The 15,200-nt window shown below is 59.9% G+C and carries 12 protein-coding genes; 6 read left to right on the plus strand and 6 right to left on the minus strand.

Annotation, left to right across the window (positions count from 1 at the left end):
* Window positions 1-301: 301 nt before the first annotated feature.
* Complete coding sequence (locus tag VOY09_RS06780; protein ID WP_322893640.1) at window positions 302-3,913, plus strand: vitamin B12-dependent ribonucleotide reductase; 3,612 nt, start codon at window positions 302-304, stop codon at window positions 3,911-3,913.
* Between the two features lie 116 nt (window positions 3,914-4,029).
* Here the strand turns inward: VOY09_RS06780 and VOY09_RS06785 are convergent, their stop codons facing one another.
* The 6 genes from VOY09_RS06785 to tyrS form a co-directional block, all read right to left on the minus strand.
* A complete protein-coding gene (locus VOY09_RS06785; protein WP_322893641.1) occupies window positions 4,030-4,452 on the minus strand; it encodes a cupin domain-containing protein in 423 nt (140 codons plus the stop codon).
* Between the two features lie 10 nt (window positions 4,453-4,462).
* Window positions 4,463-5,101 (minus strand): DUF7002 family protein, encoded by a 639-nt coding sequence (locus VOY09_RS06790; RefSeq protein WP_322893642.1) that lies wholly within the window; start codon window positions 5,099-5,101, stop codon window positions 4,463-4,465.
* Window positions 5,098-6,372 carry a phosphopyruvate hydratase gene (gene eno, locus VOY09_RS06795; RefSeq protein ID WP_322893644.1) on the minus strand — a complete coding sequence of 425 codons (1,275 nt, stop codon included), beginning with the start codon at window positions 6,370-6,372 and terminating at the stop codon, window positions 5,098-5,100. The genes VOY09_RS06790 and eno overlap by 4 nt, the downstream gene beginning before the upstream one ends.
* A 40-nt stretch (window positions 6,373-6,412) precedes the next feature.
* Window positions 6,413-7,303 (minus strand): DMT family transporter, encoded by an 891-nt coding sequence (locus VOY09_RS06800; RefSeq protein ID WP_322893645.1) that lies wholly within the window; start codon window positions 7,301-7,303, stop codon window positions 6,413-6,415.
* Complete coding sequence (locus tag VOY09_RS06805) at window positions 7,304-7,726, minus strand: Fur family transcriptional regulator (RefSeq protein ID WP_322893646.1); 423 nt, start codon at window positions 7,724-7,726, stop codon at window positions 7,304-7,306.
* Between the two features lie 168 nt (window positions 7,727-7,894).
* Window positions 7,895-9,145, minus strand: a complete 1,251-nt coding sequence (gene tyrS / locus VOY09_RS06810) for a tyrosine--tRNA ligase (protein ID WP_322893647.1) — start codon at window positions 9,143-9,145, stop codon at window positions 7,895-7,897.
* A 63-nt stretch (window positions 9,146-9,208) separates the two neighbouring features.
* Here tyrS and VOY09_RS06815 point away from each other — a divergent pair, with 63 nt between their 5' ends.
* The 5 genes from VOY09_RS06815 (at window position 9,209) to VOY09_RS06835 (ending at window position 15,189) form a co-directional block, all read left to right on the plus strand.
* Window positions 9,209-10,300 carry an anhydro-N-acetylmuramic acid kinase gene (locus VOY09_RS06815; RefSeq protein WP_322893648.1) on the plus strand — a complete coding sequence of 364 codons (1,092 nt, stop codon included), beginning with the start codon at window positions 9,209-9,211 and terminating at the stop codon, window positions 10,298-10,300.
* 220 nt (window positions 10,301-10,520) lie between these two features.
* Window positions 10,521-11,156 (plus strand): outer membrane protein, encoded by a 636-nt coding sequence (locus tag VOY09_RS06820; RefSeq protein WP_322893650.1) that lies wholly within the window; start codon window positions 10,521-10,523, stop codon window positions 11,154-11,156.
* A 216-nt stretch (window positions 11,157-11,372) separates the two neighbouring features.
* Window positions 11,373-12,806, plus strand: coding sequence for a cysteine--tRNA ligase (cysS, locus tag VOY09_RS06825; protein WP_322893651.1), 1,434 nt, complete (start codon window positions 11,373-11,375; stop codon window positions 12,804-12,806).
* Window positions 12,806-14,425, plus strand: a complete 1,620-nt coding sequence (cimA, locus tag VOY09_RS06830) for a citramalate synthase (protein ID WP_322893652.1) — start codon at window positions 12,806-12,808, stop codon at window positions 14,423-14,425. The genes cysS and cimA overlap by 1 nt, the downstream gene beginning before the upstream one ends.
* Window positions 14,422-15,189, plus strand: coding sequence for a phytoene/squalene synthase family protein (locus tag VOY09_RS06835; protein WP_322893653.1), 768 nt, complete (start codon window positions 14,422-14,424; stop codon window positions 15,187-15,189). The genes cimA and VOY09_RS06835 overlap by 4 nt, the downstream gene beginning before the upstream one ends.
* Window positions 15,190-15,200 lie beyond the last annotated feature (11 nt).

The following is a 15,200-nucleotide window of genomic DNA, read 5'->3' on the forward strand; positions in this document are numbered from 1 at the left end:
CAGAGCGCCCAGCGGTTGGCGCAATCGTCAATCGAATAAATCTGTATTTTGTGTGAAAAACCCGTTGACCCACTAGGGATAGATGCGTCACCTTGTCGAAGTTGCCGCCACACACATAGATGCAGCGTCGACACGGGGTACGATTCAACAGGCAGGCGCTAAGCCGACACAAGGTCGATGACCGGGCAGTGATGCTTGGTGTCAAAGACCACCTTGCTGCAATCGCCAGAATATTTGCGCCGCGCCTGCGGTGCCTAACCGATGTGGGCCGCAACGACGGTCACCGAAAAGGGGCAGAGACATGAAAATCGAACGGAATTTCACCAGTGCGGGGGCGGATGCCTATGCAGCGCTGGATTTCAAGACCACCACATCGGAAATCCGCAACCCGGATGGGTCGATTGTTTTCAAACTGGATGATTGCGAGATTCCGGCAGGCTGGAGCCAGGTTGCATCAGATGTGATCGCGCAGAAATATTTCCGCAAGGCGGGCGTGCCGTCAGCGGTGAAGCGCGTCAAGGAAAAGGGCGTGCCGGAATTCCTGTGGAAATCCGTGCCTGCGAAAGACGCGACATTCGGCGGTGAAACCAGCGCGAAACAGGTGTTCGACCGTCTGGCGGGTGCCTGGACCTATTGGGGCTGGAAGGGCGGCTATTTCACGACAGAAGAAGACGCCCGCGCCTATTTCGATGAAATGCGCTATATGCTGGCGACCCAGCGTGCGGCCCCGAACAGCCCGCAATGGTTCAACACCGGCCTGCATTGGGCCTACGGCATCGATGGCCCGGCGCAGGGGCATTATTATGTCGATTACCAGACGGGTGAGCTGACCAAATCCGCCTCTTCCTATGAACATCCCCAGCCGCATGCCTGTTTCATCCAATCTGTTGCTGACGATCTGGTGAACGAAGGCGGGATCATGGACCTGTGGGTGCGTGAGGCGCGGTTGTTCAAATATGGTTCCGGCACCGGCACCAACTTCTCCAGCTTGCGTGGCGAGGGTGAGAAACTCTCCGGCGGTGGCAAATCCTCCGGCCTGATGGGGTTCCTGAAAATCGGTGACCGTGCCGCTGGCGCGATCAAATCGGGCGGCACCACGCGGCGCGCGGCGAAGATGGTGATCGTCGATGCGGATCACCCCGATATCGAGGAATTCATCAACTGGAAGGTGATCGAGGAGCAGAAGGTTGCCTCTATCGTCGCCGGGTCGAAGATGCACGAACGTTACCTGAACGCGATCTTCGCGGCGATTAAGGCGTGGGATGGATCGTCCGAGGCCGCCTGTGACCCCAAGACCAACGAGACACTGGCGCAGGCCGTCAAGGATGCGAAACGTTCCGCGATCCCCGAGACCTATATCAAACGCGTGCTGGATTACGCCAAACAAGGCCACACCAGCATTGAATTTCCGACCTATGACACGGATTGGGATTCGGAAGCCTATTCTTCCGTCTCCGGCCAGAATTCCAACAATTCGATCCGCGTCACCGATGCCTTTCTGAAGGCCGTGGAAAACGACGAAGATTGGAAACTGATCAACCGCCGCAATGGCGAAGTCGCCAAGATCATCAAAGCCCGCGATCTGTGGGAACAGGTGGGCCATGCCGCATGGGCCTGCGCCGATCCGGGCATCCAGTATCATGACACCGTCAACGCCTGGCACACCTGCCCCGAGGACGGCGCGATCCGCGGATCGAACCCCTGTTCGGAATATATGTTCCTGGATGACACCGCCTGTAACCTCGCCTCGATGAACCTGCTGACCTTCTACAAGGACGGGCAGTTTCAGGTTGAGGACTACATGCACGCCACCCGTCTGTGGACCGTGACGCTGGAAATTTCCGTGATGATGGCGCAGTTTCCGTCCAAGGAAATCGCCCAGCGGTCCTATGATTTCCGCACCTTGGGTCTGGGCTATGCGAACATCGGCGGTCTGCTGATGAACATGGGCTTTGGCTATGACAGCGATGAAGGCCGCGCCATGGGCGCTGCCCTGACCGCGATCATGACCGGTGTGTCCTATGCGACCTCTGCCGAAATGGCGGGCGAATTGGGGGCGTTTCCGGGCTATGCCAAGAACGCCAAGCACATGCTGCGCGTGATCCGCAACCACCGCAACGCGGCTTACGGCAAATCGGGCGGCTATGAAGCGCTGGACGTCAAGCCCGTGCCGCTGGACCATGCCAATTGCCCTGACGACCGTCTGGTGGCACTCGCCACCGCCGCATGGGACGAGGCTTTGCGCCTTGGTGAAAAGCACGGCTATCGCAACGCACAGGTGTCGGTCATCGCCCCCACCGGCACTATTGGGCTGGTGATGGACTGCGACACGACAGGAATCGAGCCTGATTTTGCGTTGGTGAAATTCAAGAAACTGGCCGGTGGGGGTTATTTCAAGATCATCAACCAATCTGTGCCGGCCGCACTTGAAACGCTCGGCTATGGCTCCGCGCAGATTGAAGAGATCATCGCCTATGCGGTCGGTCATGGCTCCATGGGGCAGGCGCCTGCGATCAACCACACCAGCCTGATCGGCCACGGTTTCGGTCAGGCGGAACTGGACAAGGTCGAAGGCGCTTTGCGCTCTGCCTTCGATATCCGCTTTGTCTTCAACCAATGGACGCTGGGGCAGGATTTCTGCACCAAGACGCTCGGCATCCCCGCGGCGAAACTGAACGACCCGACCTTCGATCTGCTGCGCCATCTGGGCTATACCAAGCAGGATATCGAAGCCGCCAATGACCACGTTTGCGGCACGATGACGCTGGAAGGCGCGCCGTTCCTGCGCGAAGAGCATTATTCCGTCTTCGATTGCGCCAACCCCTGCGGCAAGAAAGGCAAGCGTTATCTAAGCGTTGACAGCCATATCTATATGATGGCAGCGGCACAGTCGTTCATCTCGGGTGCGATTTCCAAGACGATCAACATGCCCAATGATGCGACGATCGAGGATTGCCAGAAAGCCTATGAACTCAGCTGGTCGCTGGGGGTGAAGGCCAATGCGCTTTACCGTGACGGGTCGAAATTGTCGCAACCTCTGGCCTCGGCCTTGGTGGAAGATGATGACGAGGCGCGCGAAGTGCTGGAAAGCGGCAACCACCATGACAAGGCCGCCGTGCTGGCGGAAAAGATCGTCGAAAAGATCATCATTCAGGAGGTCCGCAACCGCGAACGCGAAAAGATGCCGCAGCGGCGCAAGGGTTATACCCAAAAGGCCATCGTCGGCGGGCATAAGGTCTATCTGCGCACCGGTGAATATGAAGACGGGCAGCTGGGTGAAATCTTTATCGACATGCATAAAGAGGGTGCCGGTTTCCGCGCGATGATGAATAATTTCGCCATCGCCGTGTCCGTGGGCCTGCAATATGGCGTGCCGCTGGAAGAATTTGTCGATGCTTTCACCTTCACCAAGTTTGAGCCCGCAGGCATGGTGCAAGGCAATGACAGTATCAAGAATGCGACGTCCATTCTGGATTATATCTTCCGCGAACTGGCCGTGTCATATCTTGACCGCACCGACCTCGCGCATGTGAAACCCGAAGGCGCCTCTTTCGACGATATCGGTCGGGGCGAGGCGGAAGGTGTCTCCAATGTCCGCACGCCGAGCGAGAATGCTGCATCGCGGTCGCTGGAAGTGCTGAAACAGATCTCCTCCACCGGCTATCTGCGCAAGCGGATGCCGCAGGATCTGATGGCGCTGCAAAGCAGCACGGCACCGGCCTCGTTGGTGACAGGCTCGGCGACTTTGCAGACGCTGGTGGTCGAGACGACCAGCAGCCTGACCGCCCGCGACAAGGCGAAAATGCAGGGCTATGAGGGCGATCCTTGCGGCGAATGCGGCAATTACACGCTGGTGCGCAACGGGACCTGCATGAAATGCAATACCTGTGGGGGGACCAGCGGGTGTAGCTAAGATTTTTCGTCCGAAAAATCTTTGAAGGACCAAGAAATTTCGGACGAAATTTCTTGGTCTTTTTCGGTTTGCGTATGTTGTGATGAGGTCCCGGAGCAAGTCCGAGACTGCTTCGCTTAAGCTATCGGGATATCAAACCCCGGTGCGGCCAGCGTAAAGCCTGAAAAATCAAACCCGGGTGACACAGTACAGCCAACCAGCGTCCAGTCCCCCGTGCTGCGTGCCGCCTGCCAATGATCCTGCGGCACAATCGCTTGTGGCAACTGCCCCGCCGCCAGATCGGGGCCAAGCAAATGCTCCACCGCTGGCCCGGCCCCATCCGCCGCCATCGACAAAACCAGCGGCGCACCGGCGTAATAATGCCAGATCTCCACCGCATCGACGCGGTGCCAATGGCTGGCCTCACCGGCTTTCAGCAGGAAATAGATGCAGGTCCCGACCGGGCGACCGGCATTCTCGGCCACCCAGGTCTGGCGATAATGACCCCCCTCGGGATGGGGGGCCAAATCTAGGTGAGCGATGATGTCATCGGCGGTCATGATCGCTACCTCACCGGATATCGGGGTCAAGTGAAACAAAAACATCGGGGGCGAGAGAGCAGGTCAAAGAAACTTCCTTGACTGTATCCGTACCGGCGATCAGGCCGCGCGCTTGTCGGTTGTGCCGGAAAGCAGGGATCCCGTCGGTGGCGCGACAATAAAGCCAGTCACCCCGCCGTGCATGTGCGCCACCTTGGGTGAAATTGCCGCTGTTGAGTGGTGACAGCCATATATGCGCGCTCAACACATCAAAGAAACGCCCGCTGTCGAACCAGATGAGCGCAGTATCGGTATCGCGGGTAACGCTATCCACGAAAGCACCACCTTTACGTTCCGGCCAGAAGAACACCCGCCGGTCGAGTTGTTGCGCCCAGCTAGCGGCATCATGCCCGTCGATGACGCGGTTGGCGGCGGCAAGCCCGTGCAGGATCGGCAATTGGTGGTTCAGTTGCGCGGTCGTGTTATCCGGCAAGCGCAGGATAACACGGGTGTCGCGCAGGACCAGCGCCGCGGCATCGCGGCTGGCCCTGTCGGCTAGATGATCGGGTGGCAGCAAACCGTTGCGCCGGATGCCATCCACGTTGCTGCGGGCCGTGCAATGCAGCAGGCGCGGCCCGACAGCGCGGATGAAATCGTCGCGCAACGTCACTTCAAAATCGACCGCCCGGCATAGGTCGCGGTTTCACCCAGCATTTCCTCGATCCGGATCAGTTGGTTGTATTTGGCTAGACGGTCTGACCGCGACAGCGAGCCGGTCTTGATCTGGCCGCAATTCGTGGCGACGGCGAGGTCGGCAATCGTCACATCCTCGGTCTCGCCGGAGCGGTGCGACATCACATTGGTATAGCGCGCGCGATGCGCCATATCGACGGCTTGCAGCGTTTCAGTCAGGGTGCCGATCTGGTTGACCTTGACCAGCATGGAATTGGCACAACCGCGCGAGATGCCATCGGCCAGACGGGCAGGGTTGGTCACGAAGAGATCGTCACCGACCAGTTGTACCGATGAGCCGATCATCTCGGTCAGCAATTTCCAGCCGTCCCAATCATCCTCGGACATGCCGTCTTCGATGCTGATGATCGGGTAATCACCGACCAGTTTCGCCAGATATTCCGCATTCTGCTGGCTGGTCAGCGAGGCGCCTTCGCCCGCCATCTCATATTTGCCGTCCTTGTAATATTCGGTCGCGGCGCAATCCAGCGCCAGATAGATATCCTCGCCGGGCTTGTAGCCAGCCTTGTCGATGGCTTTCATGATGAAATCCAGCGCCTCGCGGGTCGATCCGATGGCGGGGGCGAAACCGCCTTCATCGCCGATACTGGTGCTCATGCCCGCGGCGGAGAGTTCTTTTTTCAGCGTGTGAAATACTTCTGACCCCATCCGCACCGCTTCGCGGATATTCGCGGCGGCGACGGGCATGATCATGAATTCCTGAATATCAATCGGGTTATCAGCATGTTCGCCACCGTTGATGATGTTCATCATCGGCACCGGCAACATCCGCGCAGAGGTGCCGCCGATGTAACGGAACAGCGGCTGGCCGGTGAAATCCGCCGCCGCCTTGGCCACGGCCATTGACACGCCAAGGATCGCATTGGCGCCAAGGCGGGATTTGTTCGGCGTGCCGTCCAGTTCGATCATGGTCATGTCGATGCCGACCTGTTCGGTCGCGTCAAAGCCCAGGATCGCCTCGGCAATCTCGCCGTTCACGGCGGCGACGGCTTCCAGCACGCCTTTGCCCATGTAGCGCGATTTGTCGCCGTCGCGGCGTTCCACCGCCTCATGCGCGCCGGTGGAAGCACCGGATGGCACGGCGGCGCGGCCCATCGTGCCGTCCTCCAGGATCACATCAACCTCGACCGTGGGGTTGCCCCGGCTGTCGAGGATTTCGCGGGCGTGGATATCGATGATCGTGCTCATGGAAGGCTCCTTTGGGGGAATGTTAGCGGTATCAGTGGCTCTATAACGCGGCGGCTGCCGCAAGGGAAGCGCGGCGCAGACGGGCCTCGCGCCAGAGGGTGAAAATGCCGGAGGCGATGATGATAAAGGCCCCGATCAATGTCGCGGCATCGGGCCATTCGTCAAAGACCAGATAGCCGATCACCAGCGCAAAGATCATGCGGCTGTAACGGAATGATGAAATCACCCCCGCATTGCCGGTCCGCGTCGCAGTGATGATCGTGAGATACGAGGCCACACCGATGAAAGCCCCGAACAGCACGATCAGCCAGTCATGCGCCTCTGGCGAAACCAAAGGCTGACGCTGCACCAGCATCAGCACGAGCGAGCCGGGCAATACGAAAGCAAAGGCATGAATACCCAGTTGCACGCCCGTCAGGCTGACGTTCAGCCCGCGCGTCAGCAGATCGCGGCTGGCCAGTGCCAGCATCCCGGTGACAACCAGCAGAACGGCGGGATCAAACCCATCCAGCCCCGGCCGCACGATCAGCAACACACCGGCAAAGCCCACGATGATCGCGATCCAGCGCCGCCAGCCGATGCTTTGGCCCAGAAACAGCCCGGCCCCCATCGCCACCACCAAAGGCGTTGCCTGAATGACGGCAGAGGCGGTGGTCAGCGGGATCAGCGCCAGCGCGATACAGATCAGCGAGGTGCCTGCGACCTCTGCAAGGCTGCGCAGGATCACCCTGCGGTTCAGGCAATCCGGATGCCAGAGGGCGATCCCTTTGAACAGGCTCCAGCCGATCAGCAGGATCAGGATGCCGGTGCTGATCAGCGCCAGCGCCTGAAACACCGGCATCGCCTCGGACAGGATCTTGATCGTCGTGTCCAGCAGCGTGAAACAAAACATCGCCAAGACCATGAAGGCCGCACCGCGCAGGTTATCCACTTAGTGATCCTTGTTTTTCTTCACCGGCAGCCCGTAAAGCTCCAGCCGGTGGCCCATCAGGCGATAGCCAAGCTTGGCCGCGATCCGTTCCTGCAAGGCTTCGATTTCCGCATCGACGAATTCGATCACTTCGCCGGTATGCATATCGATCAGATGATCATGGTGGTCCCGGTCGGCGGCTTCATAACGCGCGCGCCCGTCGCCGAATTCATGTTTTTCGAGGATGCCTGATTCCTCGAACAATTTCACCGTGCGGTAGACGGTGGCGAGCGAGATGCGCGGATCCACGGCCGAGGCGCGGTTATAAAGTTCCTCGACATCGGGATGGTCGCTGGCGTCTTCGAGAACAGCGGCAATGACCCGGCGCTGATCGGTCAGGCGCAGGCCCTGCGCTTCGCAGCGGGAAAGGATCGTGTCAGTCATGGGTGGCCCGGTCTTTGCTTGGGTTAGTCTTAACGGTCCTGTTCCCGGCTGGCCAGCATGTTTGGCACTGGTCCGCGCTTGGCTGCGCCAAGCACGGGCCTCCGGCGGGGATACTTGGGCTCGGACGATGGGGGAGTTTGCGCCAGCTGTTTGGGCTGGCGCAAGGGGTCAGCCCAGTTGGATCAGCGCGTGGCGCTTTTTGCCGGCGCTGAGTTTGATCGGGGTCGCCAGCATATCGGCGCTGACGATCAGCCCGGCATCGCTGAGCGCGTCGTCGTTCAGCCGCGCGCCGTTTTCGGCGATCAGGCGTTTCGCCTCTTTGCCGGTGGCGGCAAGGCCCGCGCGTACGATGATCTGCACGATGGACAGGCCATCGCCCAGTTCCGCCGCGCTCAGCACCAGCGTGGGCAGGTCATCCCCGACGCCGCCTTTTTCAAAGACTTCGCGCGCGGTGGACTCAGCCGCAGCGGCAGCCTCGGCCCCATGCAGCAGGGTGGTGACCTCATTGGCGAGGATGATCTTGGCGGCGTTGATCTCTGACCCTTGCAGCGCGCCCAAACGGTCGCATTCGTCGACGGGAAGTTCGGTATAGAGTTTCAGGAACCGCCCGGTATCGGCATCGGTGGTGTTGCGCCAGAATTGCCAGAATTCATAAGGCGACAGCATATCGCCGTTCAGCCAGATTGCCCCGCCTGCGGATTTGCCCATTTTGCGCCCGTCGCTGGTGGTCAGCAAAGGCGAGGTCAGGCCATAGATTTCATGGTCCAGCACCCGGCGCGTCAGGTCGATGCCGTTGATGATATTGCCCCATTGATCCGATCCGCCCATCTGCAAGGTGCAGTTGTAGCGTCGGTTCAGTTCCAGATAATCATAGGCCTGCAGGATCATATAGTTGAATTCGAGGAAAGACAGCGATTGTTCCCGGTCGAGCCGCGATTTCACGCTCTCGAACGACAGCATCCGGTTGACGCTGAAATGCCGCCCGATGTCGCGCAGGAAATCCAGGTAGTTCAGATCATTCAGCCATTCCGCGTTGTTGAGCATTTTGGCGTCGGTCGCGCCATCGCCATAGGTCAGGTATTTTGCGAAAACCTGGCCCATGCCGGCGATGTTTTCGGCGATCTGGTCATCGGTCAGCAAAGGCCGTTCATCGGCGCGGAAACTGGGATCGCCCACTTTGGTGGTGCCGCCGCCCATCAGGGTGATCGGCTGATGCCCGGTCTTTTGCAGCCAGCGCAGCATCATGATGTTCAGCAGATGCCCGACATGCAAGGATTTCGCCGTCGCGTCATAGCCGATATAAGTCGTCACCACACCACGGCTGAGCGCCTCATCAAGGCCCTGATAATCGGTGCAATCGGCCAGATAGCCGCGTTCCATCATCACAGACATGAAATCGGATTTGGGGTGGTAAGTCATCGGCTTGTTCCTAATGTGGTGCGCGGGACTTCTATAAGCAGCATGGGGCACAAGGGAAAGCGGATGTTGAACGGGATTGCGGTGACGGCATTGGGCACGATGTCGGGCACGTCGCTGGATGGTGTGGATGCGGCGGTAATAGAGACGGATGGCGTGCAGATTTTCGATTTCGGCCCGGTTGTCTATCGTGCCTATAGTAATGCCGAACAGGCCGTGCTGCGCGCGCATCTGGGGCTGTGGCAAGAGGATGATGTCAGCGCGGCGGCCAAAGTGGTCGAAGAGGCGCATATCACCGTGATGTGGGATTTTGCCAATATTGCTGTGGCGGGGTTTCATGGTCAGACTTTGGCGCATGATCCTGCAGGAAGGCGGACCCATCAATGTGGCGATGGCACGCGATTGGCGGCAGCGCTGGATTATCCGGTGGTCTGGGATTTCCGCAGCGCTGATGTCGCGGCAGGCGGGCAGGGCGCGCCATTGGCGCCATTCTTTCATTTTGCGCTGGCGAAATGGATCCGTGCCAGCGCGCCGGTGGCGTTTTTGAACCTTGGCGGTGTTGGCAATATTACTTGGGTCGATCCATCGCGCGCCGATCCGGCGGATCCGGGCGCTTTGCTGGCCTTTGATACAGGCCCGGCCAATGCGCCAATCAATGATGCGATGCTGGCGCGGTTTGGTCGCCAATATGATGACGGCGGGCAGGTAGCTGCGCGGGGGCAGGTGGATGCCGACGCCTTGACCGCATTTCAGGCCGATCCTTATTTTGCGCAGGTGCCGCCCAAATCTTTGGACCGCGATCATTTCGCGGGGCTCGCGAAGGCCGTGGCGCATCTGGCCGATGCCGATGCCATCGCGACCCTGACGCAGGCGGTGGTCTGGACGGTCACTGCCGCACTGGCGCAATGCCCGGTGCCACCCACACGGCTGCTGGTGACTGGCGGCGGGCGAAAGAATGCCACGCTGATGGCGGGGCTGGCAGCCGCTGTCAGCGCCCGCGTCGATGCGGTCGAGGCGGTCGGGCTGAATGGCGATATGTTAGAGGCGCAGGCCTTTGCCTATTTGGCCGTGCGCGTGTTGCGTGGGCTGCCCACGTCTGCACCGGGCACGACAGGGGTGCCAAAGCCGGTTTGCGGGGGACAGATTGCCACGACTTAGGGTTGACTGCCTTGCAAACCGGGTCGCGTGGAGTTTCACCATAAAAACTTAATGTCTGGCTGTGATATTTTTATAACAAAACTGCGCGGAAATTGGCCTAAGGGCCCGTTTTTGGACGCAAAAATGCCCGGTTTGATCACAGCGCTGTGAGGTCGGTTGCGCGTCCCAAAAAACCTGCCATTTACAGTTCACATCACAACCGATGAAACGGAGAATAACAATGACAAACACTTTCAAATTCGCTCGCACAGCAATGCTGGCAGCTCCTCTCGCACTGGCCGCAGGCATGGCCTCTGCTGGCGGTCTGGCCGCACCTGTCGAAACAGTTGCACCAACTCCAATGGCACCAGCGCCAGCACCAATGATCCGCGGCACCGACTGGTCCGGTTTCTACCTGGGTGCACAAGCTGGTTACGGTGAAGTCACCGGCGCGGGCGAAGATTTCGACGGCGCAGTCTACGGTGTGCACGCTGGTTACATGTATGACCTGGGTTCGATCGTTCTGGGCGCAGAAGTTGACTACGACCTGACCAACATCGAGCAGGACCTGCCATTGGGCGGCACTGCTGAAGTTGATGACATCCTGCGCGTGAAAGCACGTGTTGGCTATGACGCTGGCCAGTTCCTGCCATATGTCACCGGTGGTGTTGTCCGCACTAACGTGTCCGGCTTTACTGCTGACGACATCGAAGCCGATGGCGACTTCTACGGTGCTGGCGTTGCATACAAGTTCTCCGACAGCATCCTGATCGGTGGCGAAGTTCTGCAGCACAAATTCTACGAAGGCGATCTGGAAGGTACAGACAGCAACCTGCGCGCCACAACTGCAACGGCTCGCGTGTCGTTCCAGTTCTAATCTGATCACCTCGATTTGATGAAAGGGCCTGCGTTTCGACGCAGGCCCTTTTTCGTTGCCTTGAGCCGTGATTGCAGCTAGGCATTCCGCATGAAGAGCATTTGCACCATTCCCTGCTGCATTATTATCTGCTGACATCTGTCGCGGGCGGCTCTTTCACGTTTTCCATCGGACCTGAACTTGTTATTCCCGCGGTGAAACCCTGCGCGAGGCAATATGACGATCATCCGGCTGCACAACACCAAATCCCGCCACCGCGAGGATTTCACACCAATCGATGCGCGTAATGTGCGGATGTATCTGTGCGGGCCGACGGTTTATGACCGCGCGCATCTGGGCAATGCCCGCCCCTCGCTGGTGTTTGACGTGTTGTTCCGGCTGCTGCGCGAGATTTATGGCGCGGATCACGTGACCTATGTGCGCAATTTCACCGATGTGGATGACAAGATCAACGCGCGAGCGGCTGCGACGGGCCGCGCGATTGGCGATATCACGGCGGAAACGATTGGCTGGTATCACGATGATATGGACGCGCTCGGCGCTTTGCGCCCGACGCATGAACCCCGCGCGACCGATTACATCGCCCAGATGATCGCGATGATTAGCGATCTGGTGGCGAAGAATCACGCTTATGCTGCCGAAGGCCATGTGCTCTTCGCCGTCGAAAGCTATGCTGATTACGGCGCACTCTCTGGCCGGTCCGTCGACGATATGATCGCCGGTGCGCGGGTTGAAATCGCCCCTTACAAACGCAATCCGATGGATTTCGTGCTCTGGAAACCCTCCGCCGACGGCGTGCCGGGCTGGGACAGCCCTTGGGGTTACGGGCGTCCGGGCTGGCATGTCGAATGTTCCGCCATGGCGCATGACTTGCTGGGCGATAGTTTCGACATCCACGGCGGCGGCAATGACCTGCAATTCCCGCATCATGAAAACGAGATCGCACAATCCGCCTGCGCCCATCCCCACGGCGAATTCGCCCGCTATTGGGTGCATAACGAAATGCTGCAGGTCGAAGGCAAGAAAATGTCCAAATCCCTGGGCAATTTCTTCACCATCCGCGATCTGCTGGATCAGGGCATTCCGGGCGAGGTGATCCGCCTTGTCATGCTCGGCACCCATTACAGCAAGACGATGGACTGGACGGAATCGCGCCGGGCCGAGGCGGAACTGACACTGCGCAAATGGTATGGCATCCTGCATGGGCATGGCTTTGGCCCCAACCTGATCCGTGCCTTGAAAGCTGACGGGCAATGGCAGGCGGATGAGGAATTCCTCGGCGTGCTCGCCAATGACCTGAACACCTCCGGCGCGATCTCGCGCTTGCATGTGCTGGCAAAAGGCAAGACCGCCTCTGCCCTTGCCGGTTTCGCCCATGGGCTGGAAATGCTGGGCCTGATCCGCGACTGGGCCGCGATCCCGCTGTTCGACGGGGCAGAGGCCGGGCCAAGCGTGACCCCCGCCGTTGCCGCCCGTGTCGATGATTTGCTCGCCGAACGGGCCGAAGCTCGTGCCGCCAAGGATTGGGCCCGCGCCGATCAGGTCCGCGATATTCTGACGGCGGCAGGCGTGCAGGTCACTGACGTGGGCGGGCAGGCCAGCTGGACACCGGGGCCGGATTTTGACGCGGCAAATCTGGGTGATCTGTGATGGCAAAGGAACGGATCTACCTCTACGACACCACCCTGCGCGACGGCGCGCAGACGCAAGGCGTGCAGTTTTCCGCCCGTGAAAAGCACCAGATCACCGCCGTGCTGGACGGGCTGGGGCTGGATTATATCGAAGGCGGCTGGCCGGGGGCCAACCCGACCGATACCGAATTTTTTGCCGACAAACCGCAGACCAAGGCGACATTCACCGCCTTTGGCATGACCAAACGTCTGGGCCGGTCAGCCGAGAATGACGATGTGCTGGCCGCAGTGGTCAATGCGGGTACCTCTGCTGTCTGTCTGGTGGGCAAGGCGAACGATTTCCATGTGACGACCGCCTTGGGCATCACGCTGGACGAAAACGTGGAAAACATCCGCGCCAGTTTCGCCCATCTGACCGATCAGGGCCGCGAAGGCCTGTTCGACGCCGAACATTTCTTTGATGGCTACAAATCCAACCCCGCCTATACGCTGGAAGCCATCCACGCCGCCTATGATGCCGGCGCGCGCTGGATCGTGCTTTGCGATACCAATGGCGGCACTTTGCCCGATGAGATCGGCCAGATCGTGACCGAGGTGATCGCCAGCGGCATCCCCGGCAAACATCTGGCGATCCATACCCATAACGACACCGAAAACGCCGTGGCGGGGTCTTTGGCTGCGCTGCGTGCGGGGGTGCGCCAGATCCAAGGCACGCTGAACGGGCTTGGCGAACGCTGCGGCAATGCCAATCTGACGACGCTGATTCCGACGCTCTTGCTCAAGGAACCCTATGCCAGCCAGTTTGAAACGGGCGTGACGGCAGAGGCTTTGACAGGGTTGCGGCGGGCGTCGCGGTTGCTCGATGATATCCTGAACCGGGTGCCTGCGAAGCAAGCACCCTACGTGGGGGCGTCTGCCTTTGCGCATAAATCGGGGCTGCATGCGAGTGCGATCGCCAAGGACCCCAGCACCTATGAACATATCGATCCGGCAGCGGTGGGGAATACACGCATCGTGCCGATGTCCAATCAGGCCGGGCAATCGAACCTGCGTGCGCGCCTTGCCGATGCCGGCATTGCGGTAGAACCGGGCAACCCCGCGCTGTCCCGGATCATTGAAAAGATCAAGGAAAAAGAGGCGCAGGGCTATGCCTACGATTCGGCACAGGCCAGTTTCGAACTGCTGGCGCGCAGCGAGCTGGGTCTGCTGCCTGCGTTTTTCGAGGTGAAACGCTACCGCGTCACGGTGGAACGGCGGCGCAACAAATATAACCAGATGGTATCCTGGTCCGAAGCGGTGGTGGTGACCAAGGTGCAGGGCGAAAAATTCCTCAACGTCAGCGAAAGCCTTGGCCCCGATGGCAGCGACCGTGGCCCGGTGAACGCGCTGGCGCGGGCCTTGGCCAAGGATCTCGGCCCCTATCAGACGATCATCGAGGATATCGAACTGGTGGATTTCAAGGTCCGCATCACCGGCGGCGGCACCGAGGCCGTGACCCGCGTCATCATCGACAGCGAAGATGGCGATGGCAACCGCTGGTCCACGGTCGGTGTCAGCGCCAATATCGTTGATGCGTCCTTTGACGCGCTGATCGACGCGATCAACTGGAAACTGGTCCGGGACGGCGCGCAGGCATGAGCTTTGACGCCTGCGCCGCTTTGGTCGAAAAAGCCGATCCTGACCGGTTCCGCGCGATCATGGCGGCACCTGTCGCGGCACGGCAGGTGCTGTTCCCGCTCTATGCTTTCAATGTCGAGGTGATCCGCGCCCCTTGGGTCACCAAGGAACCGATGATCGCGGAAATGCGCCTGCAATGGTGGCGCGATGCTCTGGAAGAGATCGTGACTGGCGGCGTGGTGCGGCGGCACGAGGTGGTGGATGCCTTGGCCGAGGTGCTGGATAGGCAGGGTGCGCAATCGCTCGATGCGATGATCGCGGCCCGGCGCTGGGATATCTACAACGATCCTTTCGCCGATTGGGCTGATTTCGATGCTTATATCGCGAATACCAGCGGATTGCTGATGATCACCGCCGCGCGGCTCCTGGGGGACAGCGACGAAACAATCGTGGCGGATTTCGCCTATGCGACTGGCGTGGCCAATCTGTTGCGCGCCTTGCCGGTGCTGCTGGAAAGGCAGCGCCAGCCTTTGCCTGAGTCTTCGCCGGATGGTATTGCGCGCCTCGCGACCCGCGCCGTTGACCGGCTGAATGCCGCGCGCAACGGCAGGGCTGGCGTCACAGCCGAGGCCGGGGGGGCCTTGTTGCTTGGCCATGCCGCGCGGCCAGTTCTGCAAAAGGCGCAAACCGACCCAGAGGCCGTTTTGCAAGGCCGCCTTGAACTCACCCCATTGCGCCAAAGCCTGCGCCTGACCCATGCAGCCTTGCGCGGCTGGTGGGTCTAGGTCCGCATCTT

Origin of the sequence: Yoonia sp. 67-2 (genome assembly GCF_035117555.1) — a bacterium.
In the GTDB taxonomy this organism is placed as follows: Bacteria; Pseudomonadota; Alphaproteobacteria; order Rhodobacterales; family Rhodobacteraceae; genus Yoonia.

Coding starts and splice junctions, on each gene's coding strand:
- VOY09_RS06805 (WP_322893646.1), bottom strand. CDS start 7,726: ATGACTGACACGATCCTTTCCCGCTGCGAAGCGCAGGGCCTGCGCCTG.
- eno (WP_322893644.1), bottom strand. CDS start 6,372: ATGAGCACGATCATCGATATCCACGCCCGCGAAATCCTCGACAGCCGG.
- VOY09_RS06785 (WP_322893641.1), bottom strand. CDS start 4,452: ATGACCGCCGATGACATCATCGCTCACCTAGATTTGGCCCCCCATCCC.
- VOY09_RS06815 (WP_322893648.1), top strand. CDS start 9,209: ATGTTGAACGGGATTGCGGTGACGGCATTGGGCACGATGTCGGGCACG.
- VOY09_RS06780 (WP_322893640.1), top strand. CDS start 302: ATGAAAATCGAACGGAATTTCACCAGTGCGGGGGCGGATGCCTATGCA.
- VOY09_RS06820 (WP_322893650.1), top strand. CDS start 10,521: ATGACAAACACTTTCAAATTCGCTCGCACAGCAATGCTGGCAGCTCCT.
- tyrS (WP_322893647.1), bottom strand. CDS start 9,145: ATGACTTACCACCCCAAATCCGATTTCATGTCTGTGATGATGGAACGC.
- cimA (WP_322893652.1), top strand. CDS start 12,806: ATGGCAAAGGAACGGATCTACCTCTACGACACCACCCTGCGCGACGGC.
- VOY09_RS06835 (WP_322893653.1), top strand. CDS start 14,422: ATGAGCTTTGACGCCTGCGCCGCTTTGGTCGAAAAAGCCGATCCTGAC.
- cysS (WP_322893651.1), top strand. CDS start 11,373: ATGACGATCATCCGGCTGCACAACACCAAATCCCGCCACCGCGAGGAT.